A 12,870-nucleotide genomic window follows, 5' to 3' on the forward strand; every position below is an offset into this window, starting at 1 on the left:
GGGTACCCGGGCTGACGGCCCGTACCGGGAGCGCGGCAGCGCGATCGGGGACGTCCTGCTCGTCGAGTAGCAGCGTCGTGAGCTTGACCGACTTGCCGAGGTCTGGGGCGAGGATCGCCGAGGGGTGCGGTTGCCGGCGGTTTGCCTTGTCCAGGGCATCGGCGCGGACCTGTTCGTCGTCAGCGAGTGTGTCGATGAAGGCGGCCAGGAGATTCATCAGGACTCTGGATCGAGGTCGGTTGCCCGTACGATCACCTGCCCCCGCGCAGAAGCGAAGGATCCCCTTCTCAGCGGACGCGACCGCGGTGCTGGGAAGCCGCAGCGGGAAGCTGGGACACCAGGGGTGTCCGGCGTGCTGGGACGGGCGGCGGCTCGGCGAGCTCGGCGGCGGTGCCAGCGAGCTGGGCGAGGACGTCGTGACCGACGCCCGCGGACAGACGGATGATCCATGCCGCCCGGTCGAGGTCTTCCCCGCCGTACAACGTCCACCGGTCGTCGGAGGAGTGGGGGACGTGGTCGAGGGCGATGGTGCGGTTCGGTGCGCGCCAGGTCGTCCAGGCTGGGTGGCTCGACGGATGCCATCCGGCGTCCCGCAGCGGTTCGTGCGGTTCCGCGGCGCCCATGGGGAGCGGGGCGTCAACGTGCTGCAGCAGCGTCCGGACGAGAGGGACAGGGGTGGCGGCGGTGAGGGTGGCGTGCCAGAGACGCTCGCCAACGGGCCCGTTGTACTGGGCGACCGTCCAGGCGGTGTCGGTGCGGTGGCGCGCTTCGTGGTCGAACTCGGCCTGCACGGTGAGGCTTTCGTGCGAGGCGATTGTCGTCTCGTCGCTCCAGGTCCGGTACTTCTCCCACTGGGTGTTGCCTTCGAGGAAGGAGACGAGGAACTTCTCGTGCTCGCCGAGAGCGGCGACAGGCGGCACTGCCGGCGCTGTGGCGCTGCTCTTGGCGGAGTCGTTCGCCGGCGGCTGCCCGAGGAGTGCCTGGCGAACCGATCTTTCCAGGTCGGTGAGGGGGGCGGGGCCGGGGCGGACGGCGACGGAGTAGAGCCGCTGGAACTCGGCGATGGCTTCCGCCTCGTCGTCGAAGCGAGTGACGACCTGGCGAAGGTGGTTCTCGCCGTGGAGGTGGACATGGCGGCGCACGCCCGTGGTGTAGCTGCCGACGGCGATGGTGTTGTGCCCGTCGTCGGCGTGCAGGTGAATGTGCAGGCGGCCGTCGGCGATGTCGTCGTGGATGCGCTGGGCTGCGGCGCTCACCTCGCGGACCTCCTGCCGGGAGCACCAGGGGAAGGGGTAGTTCCCCCAGCTCCACTCGGTGTCGATCTCCTCCTGGAGGGCGAGGTCGATGTCGACGGTGAAGCCGTAGCGCTGGAGGAGTTCGGCCGCTATGGCCGTGTAGTAGGGCTCTTCCCGGTCGATGCGCGCGAGGACCATGGTGGTCGGGCTGATACTGCGCCAGCCGAGGTCGTGGAGGTGGGAGCGGGCGGCATCGGCGGTCGGGCCGCTGGTGGTGGCGATGACACCGGGGTGATGGTCGGGGGGAGGGCGAAGTGGATGTGGGCGTCGGCAGGGGCGTACGGCATTCGGGATCCTTTCGGCTACGGGGCTCGGCCGGCGGTGGGCCGGGCGGGGACGACTCGCGCGGAGGCGACCGGCGTCGTGGGGAGGCTGCGGGGGCCGGCGCGCGAGGCGGCCGTGGTCTCGGCCTTGGCGGTGGGGGGCGCGGGCGGGCGGGTGGCTCGCTGCCAGCGGCTGCGGACGGAATGCAGGTCGGCGAGTGCGCGTCGGCTGCCGGTGACCAGCTGGTGGACGCTGTTGGCGGGGTCGTCGGTGTAGGCGGTGACCCGGACGGCTACGTGGCGGGCTCGGCCGAGCAGGGTGCGCTCGACGAGCCGCTCGCCCCAGTACTCCGGAGAGCCGGCGGGCGTCGACAGCAGGGCCAGGGTGTCGGCCGGGGTGACGCCGGCGGCGAGGACGCCGCGGTGCTGGGCCTCCCACAGGATAGTGACCGGATCCACGGGATCCCCGCGGTGGACCAGCGCGGTCACGCACTGCCACAGGCCGGCGTGCGCGGGGTGGAGGAAGTCGTCGGCGGTGAGCCAGCGCATCTCCTTCACGTACGCGGGCCAGGACACGGCGTTCGCGAGCAGCAACTGCTCGGCCTCCAGAGCCTCTTCCCTGTCCGCAGGCGGCGCGGGAGGTGGCGGGGGCGTGCGGGGCAGTGAGGCGGAGTGGGAGGGGAAGCGGCAGGCGAGCTCGTCCAGGTGTTGGGCGAGTGCGTCGGCTGCGGCGAGGGCGTGTCCGGGGCGGTCCGGCACGGTGGTGTCGGCGGCGGCCTGGGCCAGGCGCTCGGCGTGGAGGCGGACGGTGCGCCGGGCGTGCTCGGACCGGATGATCGCCGCGTACGCGGACGCGTGGTCCGGCCGGGGGCAGGCGGAGACCAGGGTGTGCATGAACGAGGCCGTCAGGCCCGGGGTGCTCGACTGGGCTGTGGCCAGAACGGCGTTCAGCCAGTCCAAGCCGCTGTGCGTGGTCAGTCCTTCCAGGGCGGGAACGGTGCACATCGCGGCGAAGACGGCGGCGTGGAAGGGGTTGTCGAAGGCCGCGGGGTCGAGTCCCGCCAGGTCCGCGAGGAGGGTGGGGTTGAGGAGGATGGCTCCGAGGAGAGCCTGCTCGGCGTAGTGGATCGGTGGGCGCTGCGCCGGTTCGTACGGGGTCTCGTCGTCGTGGTCGGGGGTGCGGGGCATTAGGCGGCCAGGGTGAAGTCGTCGGGAGTGAAGGTGCGTTCGAGGTGCGGGGCGAGGAGGTGGGCGGCGAGCCTCGGGGGGACGGCGTTGCCGATCTGGCTGAAGACCTGGCCCTTGTTGCCCTGCCAGGGGTAGTCGGCGGGGAAGCTCTGCAGGATGCTGGCCTCGGCGGCCGTGATCCGGATCGGCGCCGGCGGCTCGACCTCGCCCCCAGGCTGGGCGTTCGGCGGCGGCTCGGCGACCCAGGTGCATTCGTTCGCGCGGTGCCCGAAGAACAGCGTCCCGGCCGGCTCGTCGATGCCCCGGACCGTGGCGTTGGCCTGGTTGTTGCTGCGCAGCGACCACGACCAGCGGTGCGCCTCGGAGGTGAACGTTGGCGCCGGTTCGTCGGCGGTCCGGTTGTCGCGTACGCCGTGCCGGGCGGCCCACCCGGACCCTTCCCGGCGGGAGGCCAGCACCAGGTCACCTGTGAGCGGTGCCCAGGTGCCCCGGTCGCGGGCGTCGGAGAGCGTCTTGCGGGCTCCGGAGGGGAATGGTTCGGGGCCGCCGCCCGGTCCGCCGCCGGCGCAGATGGTCGGGACGGGACGGTCGGTTGCCCCCCAGCCGAGTGCCTCGGCCATGGACACCCATCGCGCGCGGCCCGGCCCGAACAGCGACTCGGGCTCGGCGAGCCGGGCGTGCGTGGGCGTGGGCGGCTCGGCGGTACGGACGCGGGAGGCGAGCAGGATCGCCCGCTTCCGCGTCTGCGGGACGCCGTAGTCGGCCGCGTTCAGGATCCCCGTCCACACGGAGAAGCCCCAGCCGCGCAGGATCGCCGCGTACTGGCGCCACAGCGGCAGAACGTCGGGGACCTCCTCCATGGCCACCCACTCCGGCTCGCCGACCGCGTTCAGGGCGTGCAGGTAGCGCATAGGCTCCGCCGCGAGCAGTGACCGCTCGTCCCGGCAGGCGGCCAGCAGCCTCTCGCGGGTGTCGAGGCCGGCAGCGAGATCGGCGACCGCCTGGTGCACCAGCGGCTGGTCCACCAGGCCGAGCCGTTTGCCCGCCATGGACCACGCCTGACAAGGCGGCGACGCGATGAACCCGCGCGTCCGGCCGGCGAAGACCCGGCACGGGTACATCGCAACGTCGGTACGGATCGTCAGCAGCCCCGTCGCCGCCCGAGTACGGCACGCCCACTCGTCCCACTCCAGCCCGACATCCCGGATCCCGAGCAGTCGCAGCGGGTGGCTCCAGCCGCCCGGGCCCGCGAACAGGTCCAGGACCAGATCCTTCACGAGGCGAGCCCGAAGTCATCTTGCACCGGCTCGACTTCGCCCCGGCACACCCACGGGGAGCAGCCGTCCACGACGCCCCGCTCCAGCTCGTCCGCGTCGGCGAGGTCCTGCTGACGGGTGGCCCACTCGGCCGCGGTGACGTGGTCGATCGGGGCCTGGTCGAGCGGGACGCGCGAGCGGTGCAGGAACGCCTCGCCCAGCAGCTTGTTGCCGCTGGCGTTGGCGCGGGCGTTCCCCTGGCGGATCGCCGCGTCGAAGGCGACGACATCCTCCCACTCAGAGGGGGAGCGGTCCCGGATATTCCGCCACTGCGCATTTCCGTGGAACGGGCACCCGAGGCAGCTCGACTTCGGAGTGTCGGCGAGCCCCAGGGACGTCAGATAGCGCACGCAGTCGGAACGCGACCAGCCCATGTCGATCAGCGGGTGCCGGTTGCGCATGTACTTGACGTCAGCGTCCTTGGCGCGGTGAAATTCGTCGGTGGATATGCCGATCCACTGCTCGACGAAAACACCCTTCGGGACGCGGGCCGGATGCGGATAGCCGAGAAGGTCCCGGACCTTCTTCTTGATCGGCTTCGCCTTATATTCCCCGGTGCACTGGCGCCGGGTCATCCCAGGTCGCCCGTCCTTGTTGAGGATGTAGAGAGGCATCGAAGCGAAGCGGTGATCCGGATTGAGGGCATCGTCGCGAATATTTCCAGAGGTGACCCGGAGAATGGGGATACCGGCGGGCTCGGCTATTTCACGATTGATGCGGTCGAGGTGATCATAAACGGCCCTGGGTTCCCATCCGGTGTCCGCGAAGATTGCGTAATCGACCTTTGGGAGCGTGCCGTCGGCGGACAGGGCGAGCAGGGTGGTGGACTGAATACCGGCACCGAGGGAAATGGCGCGGAACTGGGGCGTGGGAGAGATGGGACTTCCTTGGGCATGGCGAAGGGAATCGGGAAGGGCGGCCATTGAGAACTCGTGACGGGACGTGACGGGAGTAGCTCGTCAGTCGGCTAAGGCCGGTACCGCCGCGCGCCCGCGCGGCGTGCGGTGCTGTTCGCCACGACGGGCATGGGCGTGGTGGCGGCGGGGCCGCGGCGCTGCGCCGGGTGTGCTGACAGAAGGGCCTGGACGCCGGCGGCGGTGAGCCGCACGCCGTAACGGCCTTGCTGGACGAGCGGGGTGAGGGCGATCAGCTTCTTCTCGACGAGAGCGTCGACGGTGGTCGCCCTCATACGCGCGGCCAGCGGAGCGACGACTTCCCGTGTGCCGTCGGCGGATGTGTGGAGGACGGCCTCACCGCGGGCGAACACGGCGAGGCCCTTGCGTTGCGCTTCGCTGACCTTGACAGCGGGCAGGGTACCGAGGTTCTCCCGTGCTGCCAGTTCCCGGGCGTAGAGGCGACCGTCGTGTCGCAGCAGGGCGCCGCTGACATCCTGAACGGCCACGGGCGTTCGGTTCAGGTGCGCGCGGGATTGCTCCAGCAGCCGTTCGGCCAGGGCGGTGTCGCCGTGCGCGAGAGCGGAGACGGCGTCCGATGCACGCGCGGCGGCGTTCGCGGTCGCTTCGGTGAGGCGACGGAGGATGGCGATCGCTTCCTGGCCGTCGACGGTGGTTGCCGCGTCGGAGAGTGCCGACTGGGCCAGGAGCTTGCCGCTGTGCAGCGAGGTCCGGTACAGGGCGCTGCCCGTACGAACGGTGTCCGGCAGCCGATGTGATGCCTCGCCCGGCTGGCGGTTGAGGTCGTCGAGGAGGTCGCCGCATTTCAGCAGGTACTGGGTGAGGGCCCAGAGATCCTCATCGATCGGGCCGGGTGTGAACGGGTTGGGCAAGAACGGGGCTCCTTGGAGAAGAAGGGGACAGGTGCTTGCGGGCGTCGGCCCTACCGCCGGGCGGGGCGGCTCGACGTGATCGGTGCGGGCGCGGGCGCTGGGGTGCGGGTGTGAGCAGGGTGGGCCCGGACGTCGTCGGCAATGCCGGAGGCGATGTACGCGCAGCAGGTGGCGGCCAGTTCGAAGTCCCTTGCTGCGTCGGCGAGGTGCTCGGCTATGAGGGGGATGGCTTCCGCGTTGCGGGCTTGGCGGATCGCGTTCTCGTCGGCCGGCGGCCCGGGGAATCCAGAGCCGTCTAGGGGGTTGGCGGCGATGGCCTGGGCGAGGCAGGTGGTGCCTGAAGAGGCGGCGGACACGGCTGCGGCAAGCGCGTCCAGGGTATGGCGGCTTCCCGGTACTGCGGTGTAGGCGCTGCCGTCGAGGGCGGACAGCTCGGTGAGTGCGTCGGAGGTGAGCCGTTGGGACGTGCGGAACAGCGGTGCGATTTTGGTGAGGGCGTCCGTGCCGGGAGACCAGGACAGGCTGGTTGCCTCGTCGTGAAGAGAAGTGAACCCCCCGGGCGAGCGCGCGGAGTTGCTCGACGTGCTGGGAGACGGTGTGGGGAGTGATGCGGAAATCTCCTTGTGGCTGGAGGGGATTACCGCCGTGCAGCTGGACTGCCTGCTGCACATGGAGCGGGGGGCGGTGACGTGAGCGGGGAGGGCGGGGTGGTGGTGCCGGGGCCGGCGAGGGCGCGGTCGATGCGGGGCTGGTCCTCGGCTCGTGCGGTGGCGGACGCCAGGCGCCGGGATAGGTTCTGAGCGAGCACGCGGTAGGTGCCGGCAGCCCGATCGAGCTCGTCCATCGCTTCGGTGAGGTACTGGCGGCTGGTCTGTGGCGTCCGGTCGCCGTCCTCGTACAGCAGGGCGTCGGTGCGGCCGGTGATGCCGTACGCGCACAGCGACGAGGCGACGGAGATCCGCACGGCGGCCTCGGCGAGGTGGGCGAGGTTGTCGTGGCCGTTCTTCATGACGGCGTACTGGCTGGTCGAGAGGGTGTCGAGCTGCTGCATGCAGCGGATAGTCAGACTGTGCGCGCGGATGGCGATCGGCGCGATCTCGTGTACGGGCCGGGTGATGTCGCCGGCCCGTACGCCTTCGATCTCGGTCCGCAGGTCCTGCAGTTCACCTGGTGTCTGTCCGAGGATGCGGGTCTGTTCGGCGAGGTCGATGATGTGGATGGTCGTCTCCGGAATCGGCTGGGGTCAGCGCGACCGTGCCGATGAGGTCGCCTGCGGCGTCGGCGGGGGCACGGCGCGCGCGGCCAGGGCGGTGGCCGACGGGGGACGGATGGTGCGGAGGATCTGTCCGGAGGAGGTGATCCGCCAGAACGCCCAACCGGTGCGGATCGGGAGGACGTCGGGACGCAGGGCCTCGATGACCGCTCTGGACGCCCCGCTCGGGGACTTGTAGGTCCCCGAGCCGGGGTTTCCTTCGGGGATGGTGACGGACTGGGTGGTGGTGTCGTAGAGCGCGTCGATCCGGGTGGCGGCGTAGATCGCGTACACCGGGACCCGGCCGTCCGCATCCGTCTGTGCGGCTGCGGGCATGGCCTCGGCGAAGAGGACGAGGAGCTGGCGGACGGCGTCGTTGGGAGTGCTGTTCCACGCCTTGGCGAGTAGGTTCAGCAGGCTGTGCGTGCACGGGTCCAGGGTTACAGACGGCGGGTGCCGGTCGGGCAATCGATGACCTCCTGTTTGAGTCAGGGTGTGTGGTTACGCGGCCTGGCCGAAGTCGGTCTGCGTCGGGGCCTGTTTGGCGATGGCGCGGGCGGTGATCGCCTTCGAGGCGCGGGCGGAAGCGGCGGACAGTTCGTCGGCGCCGGGCTCGGCGTACCAGGGGCGCAGGTCGAGCATCGCGACCCTCATGCCGGTGGCCAGGCACAGCGCGCTGCCCTTGGGAAGGGCGCGGATGGCGTCGGCGGGCAGGATCCGCTCCTGTCGCATGCTGATCGAGGTGGACTTGCCGGACTCGGAGACCGAAGTGGACGTCGTTTCGACGTCGTGGTCTCCGATCATCCTGCTCAGCTTGTCGGCGAAGTCGGGGTCGTCGATGCCGGAGCCGATGACCTTGACGGTGGCCGCGGACCACATGGCGTCCATGCCGGCGTCGCCCCAGACCTTCTGGCCCTGGCGGTAGGACTGCAGGATGGTGATCGGGATGATCCCGCGCGAGCCCAGGTGGGAGTACAGGTCGGGAAGGTCGCTGATCTTGCAGACGTTGGCGGCCTCGTCGAGGATCGCGAGCATCGGCGGGTCCAGCCGGCCGCCGGCCCGCTCGGCCTGGGCGGTCGCTGCCCGCATCACGGAGTCCGCGCACGCCGCGATCAGCGCACTCGCTCCGCCTCCGCCGTCCTTCGACAGCAGGAACAGCGTGTCCGTGGACGTGACGAACTGGTCCGGGCGGAACTCGGCGACGTTCTCCTGAGGGGTGACCCAGGCGGCGATCTCCGCGTTGAGCAATGAGGAGGCGTACTGGCGGGCGGTCTCGTAGATGCCGTCCCTGGTCTCGGGCGGGCCTTCGACGGTGCCCTTGAGCTGGGAGGCGACGGCAGCGAACTTGTGATCGCGCAGGATGTCCAGCGGGGTGCGGTCTGCGGGGAAGGCAAGCCACCCCATGACGTCCGTGATCGGCCGCTCGTCGAGCGCCGCGGCCAGGAAGAGCTGCGACAAGATATTGCTGCCGGCCTTGGACCAGAAGTCGCCCTGCTGGGAGGCGTCGACCGAGGCGGCGAGGAAGTGCCCGGCCAGTCGGTTCGCGCCGTCGAGAGTCCGCGCGTCGGTGAGCGGGTTCCACCACATGGCGCGTTCGGCGTGGGCGATCTGCTGCGGGTCCATCGACCACACCCGTCCGACCTGGCTGCGGGCGTCGTAGGTGGCGGTGTAGGCGTCGCCGGCCGCTTTGTTCGAGGTCAGCAGCACAGGCCCGGGCGCGGCGAGGATGGTCGGGATCGCAAGGGACGTCGTCTTGCCGGAGCGCGGGGCCATGATCGCGACGGCGACGTCCTCGAAGCCCATGCGGACCTCGTGTTTCGTGCCCTCAAGGTTGCCCAGGAGGATCCCGGCATCGCGCGGCTCGATGTGCTTGGCACTCTTCAGACTCGGGCGCAGCGCGCGGGCCTTGGCCTCGATCGACTTGGCGAGGAGAGGCTCGATGTCGCGAGCCCTGGCCATGCCGTCGACCTTCCTCGTCCGGCCCCCGGTGTGATTCTTGTAGCGGAGGATGAGGACGCCGGCACCGGCGGCGAGGAGCAGCGTCACAAGGACGGGGACGATTCGCGTGCTGATGAGCAGGGACGTTTCTCCGGCCCTCGGCCAGAGCTGCTCGGGGTGGAGCACGGCGTCGCCGGGCCGGTAGGGCACCCAGGGGCCGGTGCCGGTCGCCCAGGCGGTGAGGTTGCCGCCCAGCCAGGCGATCGAGGCGAGGGGGAGGCCAAGGGCGAAGGCGCCGAGGAGGGCCTTCAGGGCTATGTCGTAGCCGTCGGAACTGGAGGAGGGAGCAGAGCGCAAGCGGTGGTCCTTCGGCGGGGCGGGCTGTGGCGGGCGAGGGAGCGTCAGCGGGTGCGGCGGTGCGCTGACGGTGGGGTGGGAGGCGCAGGCGGTGGGGTGCTAGTGCGGCGGGCGGCGAGGTGCTCGATCCGCTCGGGCAACGCCCGGGCGACGCTCTCGGCTGTCCACTCCTGCCAGCGCAGTGTGATATGGCGGCGGGGGAAGCCGATGGTCTGCTCGTGGGAGCGGCGTACCGGCTCGGGATCGGCGAGGGCCTGTATGAACGCGGCCACGAGGACCGGGGGCATGCCGCCGCTGAACCAGGCGTGCCACAGCGGATCGTCCGGATCGAGCGTGGCCGTGATACGCCAGCTGATGCTGCCGGAGAAGTTGAAGCGCTCGCCTTTCACACGACTGTCCGGCGACCGGAACTGGCCGTTGGCGATGGCGTCCCAGCCTGCCCGCCGCAGCGGCTGGCAGGGGTCGGTCACTTGCCGGGCGTTGTATTCGGGGTCGGTGAGCGCGTCGGTGACCGCGGCGATCAGCTCGACGGGCGTCCCGCCGCCGAAGGAGGCATTCCAGATAGATCCGGTGCGGCCGTCGCGATGCGCGAGGTGCCACCACGGCTCGTTCAGATCGGGCTCGAGACGCAGCAGCGTCTTCTGGTCGGGGCTGGTCAGGACGACCCGGGGCATGAGCGGGTCATGCCCGTGGCTCCATCCGGCGCCGCCGTGCAGGGCGGCGGTGACCCAGGCGGGGTCGCCGGGGCCAGCGAGGTAGCGGGGCGAGATGAGCGCCTGTTCGACCTTGATGCTCATCCGCGCCTCCCTGCCGTGCGCCGTGCCGGCAATGTCGTCGGGGCGGGTATGGCGCTCAGGACCCGTGGCGGGACCTTGAGGGCGACGGCTTGGATGTCGAGGAGGACGCGGCCGTAGGCGGCCCAGTCGCCGAGGTAGCTCCATGCCTCCTCGTTGCGCTCGGCCAGGGAGTCGACGAACTCCTCCTGCGACACGGGCGCCGAGGTCCGCCGGGCTTCGCGGACCTCGGCGTGTCCGCTCTGGAGCGCTTCCAGCTTCTCCAAGGCGCGGGTGAGCTCGGCCAGCTGCCATGCCCACCGGGGCTCGACGTCTCCGGCGTTGATGTGCTGGAGCTGGACGGCGGCGGTGGCGAGCAGCTCGCGGGCCGAGTAGCGGATCGACTGGAAAGCCTTCCAGGTCTCGGAGTCCCGCTGGACCATGCGCCAGCCGTACGACACCTCGTCGTACGGCCAGCCGTCGGCGTCGGTGTTCTTGTCGGAGTAGGCGTTCCAGGCGGCGAGGATCGCCTCGCTCTCGACCAGGAACACCTCCAGCCGCTTGAGGAGGAGGGCGTGCCGGTCGGACGGGGAGAGGGACGGTGTGATCAGGGTGATTCCTTGTGCTCGGGGTTGTGGTCAGCGGCTATGCGCGGGCCGTGGAACAGCGGGTGCGCTCGGCGCCGGCTTGGTCGCGACCGGTGCCGCGGTGGGACGGTGGCGTCGAGCCTCTACGAGACGGTCCTGGTGCGCGGTCACGATCTGTTCGCCGATTTCGATCTCCCGGCCCACGGCCAGTTGGGGGCTTTCGTCGATGGCGAAGCGCGGGCGCGGCACGGGTGCCGGGTCGGCCAGGGCAGTGGCCATGGCGCTGAGCACATGGGCGGGGGTTCGGACGTCCAACGAGGCTCGCCACAACAGCCCCTCGGGCCCGTACGGTCCGTGGCAGCGGGCGACCTCGATCTCCCAGCCGCAGCGGCCCATGGAGGGTGAGATCCGCTGCTCGACGACCGTGGTGCGGTCGGGCGACACGATCCTGTGGCCGCCGAGCTCATCGGTGGTGTGCTCCCAGCCGCGCTCGGCGAGGATTGCCGCGAAGTCTTCCTGGACCTTCTCCGGTTCGGGGCGGAAGAGGGTGTCGGTCAGTGCGGCGACGATCTCCACCGGAGTGCTGCCGCTGAATGTGGCGTACCAGTGATCGGGGCCGTGTCCGCTGTGCACCGTCCACCAGTCGCGCGTGTACTGGGCGGAGGGCTTGAAGACCAGCTCGTGCTGCTGGTCGGGGCTTTGCATGCGGATCACCGGGTGGAGCGGGTCGCAGGGCACGCTCCAGCCTGCGGCGCACAGGGCGTGGGTGATGTGGCGGGGGTCGCCGGGGCCTGCGAGGTAGCGCGGCGAGAGGGGTGAGCCGAGCTTGCTGGCGTATTCGTTGGTGAAGGCGTCCAGTTGGCGCCGGGTGATCATGGTGGGGCGGCTCCTTCGCGACGGCTAGCGGCGGGCGCGGGCGCTGCCGGCCGTGGCGTGCGTGCGGGCCGCAGCGGCCGGTTTGCGGGTGCGGGGCCGGGCGGAGGCCCAGGAGTGGCGGGCCCAGGTAGCGGCGCGGGCGGCGGTGATGCGGGCCTGTTGCCAGGCGCCGAGTTCCGAGGGCCGCACCGACACCGAGGTCGTGCGGATCCACTTCGAGGGCGGTACGTGACCGCGGGGACGCATGACCGGCCGAGGGTCGGCGAGCGCCGTGGAGAAGTTCTCGATCAGATGCATCGGGGTCGTGGCCGAGAAGACAGCGTCCCAGGTCCGGCCGTGCTCGGTGCGGGCTCCGGCCCACCAGTGGGCCTGGCCGGGCCCGGTCTGGTGGAACTGCAGCCACGCGTTGTGGTCCGGGCTGACGGCGGTGAAGTGCTGGGAGCGATCGGTCTCCCAGCGCTGCTGCTGGAGCGGGGCCCAGGGGTTGGGGGCGTGGGCGGAGCGCTCGCGGGTGAGGGCGTCGGTGAAACCGGCGACGATCTCCACGGGCGTCTGCCGGGTGAAGGTGACGTGCCATCCGGGCTCGGTGGCGGTCGCCTGCCCCTGGACCTGCCAGCCGCCCGGCCGGCCGTTCGGGTCGTAGACGACGCGGACCAGGTGGTCGGAGCGGTCGAAGACGACCGGTCCGCCGGTTGTCGAGCGGTCCGTCCAGCCGGAGGCGCGCAGGAACTCGGTCACGTGCCGGATGTCGCCGCCTCCGGCCAGGTGCCGGGGCTCGACGAGGTAGTGCTGTTCGGCGTGATCACCACCACCCCACGTCGGGTGCTGCTTGCGGGTCACCGGTGCCTCCGTACGACGAGCGGTGCTGGCACCGGGGGCTTCGCGGCCTCACCGGCGGAAGGGCTGCGGTCTGCGGAGGCGGTGAGGGTGTCGAGGTGTTCTTCGAGGTCGAGACCGATGTCGTGGAGTTCGTTGGCGGCGCGGCCGAGGGCGAGCCACACCTCGGGAGGCAGCAGCCCGCGCGTGGCTTGGTCCTGGGCGAAGCGGCTCGCGGTCGTGACCAGGGCGGTGAACTGGGTGAGGACGCCGTCCTTGGGGTCGAAGAGATGCTGCAGGACCTGGGCGGTGTCGGGCTGCGTGAGCCCGTGCTGGGTCAGGTACTGGTTGAGCAGGGCGAGGCGGGTGGCGATGTTGCGGGCGTGATACGCGCCGTAGGCGGTCGGGGCGGGGCGGTTGTTC

14 protein-coding genes are annotated in these 12,870 nt (G+C 70.9%); all 14 read right to left on the bottom strand.

Annotated features, from left to right (window positions below; genetic code table 11):
* Positions 1-287 precede the first annotated feature (287 nt).
* Positions 288-1,433 (bottom strand): DUF317 domain-containing protein, encoded by a 1,146-nt coding sequence (locus BJP40_RS19270; protein WP_071281414.1) that lies wholly within the window; start codon positions 1,431-1,433, stop codon positions 288-290.
* A gap of 164 nt (positions 1,434-1,597) precedes the next feature.
* Positions 1,598-2,746, bottom strand: a complete 1,149-nt coding sequence (locus BJP40_RS19275) for a DnaB-like helicase N-terminal domain-containing protein (protein ID WP_071281415.1) — start codon at positions 2,744-2,746, stop codon at positions 1,598-1,600.
* Positions 2,746-4,014: a DNA cytosine methyltransferase gene (locus BJP40_RS19280; protein WP_071281475.1), complete on the bottom strand. Its 1,269-nt coding sequence runs from the start codon at positions 4,012-4,014 to the stop codon at positions 2,746-2,748. Before BJP40_RS19280 ends, BJP40_RS19275 begins: the two co-directional genes overlap by 1 nt.
* 5 nt (positions 4,015-4,019) lie before the next feature.
* Positions 4,020-4,880 (bottom strand): hypothetical protein, encoded by an 861-nt coding sequence (locus BJP40_RS19285; RefSeq protein ID WP_071281476.1) that lies wholly within the window; start codon positions 4,878-4,880, stop codon positions 4,020-4,022.
* 149 nt (positions 4,881-5,029) lie between these two features.
* Positions 5,030-5,848: a hypothetical protein gene (locus tag BJP40_RS19290; protein WP_071281416.1), complete on the bottom strand. Its 819-nt coding sequence runs from the start codon at positions 5,846-5,848 to the stop codon at positions 5,030-5,032.
* 50 nt (positions 5,849-5,898) lie between these two features.
* Positions 5,899-6,519: a hypothetical protein gene (locus BJP40_RS33685; RefSeq protein ID WP_143065973.1), complete on the bottom strand. Its 621-nt coding sequence runs from the start codon at positions 6,517-6,519 to the stop codon at positions 5,899-5,901.
* Positions 6,486-6,899: a hypothetical protein gene (locus tag BJP40_RS19300; protein ID WP_256220761.1), complete on the bottom strand. Its 414-nt coding sequence runs from the start codon at positions 6,897-6,899 to the stop codon at positions 6,486-6,488. Before BJP40_RS19300 ends, BJP40_RS33685 begins: the two co-directional genes overlap by 34 nt.
* 192 nt (positions 6,900-7,091) lie before the next feature.
* The gene (locus BJP40_RS19305) at positions 7,092-7,568 is read right to left on the bottom strand and encodes a hypothetical protein (RefSeq protein ID WP_071281419.1); all 477 of its coding nucleotides are present in this window, start codon (positions 7,566-7,568) and stop codon (positions 7,092-7,094) included.
* Between the two features lie 33 nt (positions 7,569-7,601).
* Entirely contained in the window at positions 7,602-9,395 is a 1,794-nt protein-coding gene (locus BJP40_RS19310) for a type IV secretory system conjugative DNA transfer family protein (RefSeq protein ID WP_071281420.1), read from the bottom strand.
* A 44-nt stretch (positions 9,396-9,439) separates the two neighbouring features.
* Entirely contained in the window at positions 9,440-10,192 is a 753-nt protein-coding gene (locus tag BJP40_RS19315) for a DUF317 domain-containing protein (RefSeq protein ID WP_071281421.1), read from the bottom strand.
* Entirely contained in the window at positions 10,189-10,719 is a 531-nt protein-coding gene (locus tag BJP40_RS19320; protein WP_079171294.1) for a hypothetical protein, read from the bottom strand. Before BJP40_RS19320 ends, BJP40_RS19315 begins: the two co-directional genes overlap by 4 nt.
* Positions 10,720-10,806: 87 nt before the next feature.
* Positions 10,807-11,631 (bottom strand): DUF317 domain-containing protein, encoded by an 825-nt coding sequence (locus BJP40_RS19325; RefSeq protein ID WP_071281422.1) that lies wholly within the window; start codon positions 11,629-11,631, stop codon positions 10,807-10,809.
* A gap of 24 nt (positions 11,632-11,655) precedes the next feature.
* Positions 11,656-12,471 carry a DUF317 domain-containing protein gene (locus BJP40_RS19330; protein WP_071281423.1) on the bottom strand — a complete coding sequence of 272 codons (816 nt, stop codon included), beginning with the start codon at positions 12,469-12,471 and terminating at the stop codon, positions 11,656-11,658.
* Positions 12,468-12,870: hypothetical protein (locus BJP40_RS19335; protein WP_371258662.1), on the bottom strand; the 403-nt coding region annotated here is incomplete at its 5' end. The genes BJP40_RS19335 and BJP40_RS19330, both read right to left, overlap by 4 nt.

Source organism: Streptomyces sp. CC53 (assembly GCF_001865245.1).
Lineage (GTDB): Bacteria > Actinomycetota > Actinomycetes > Streptomycetales > Streptomycetaceae > Streptomyces.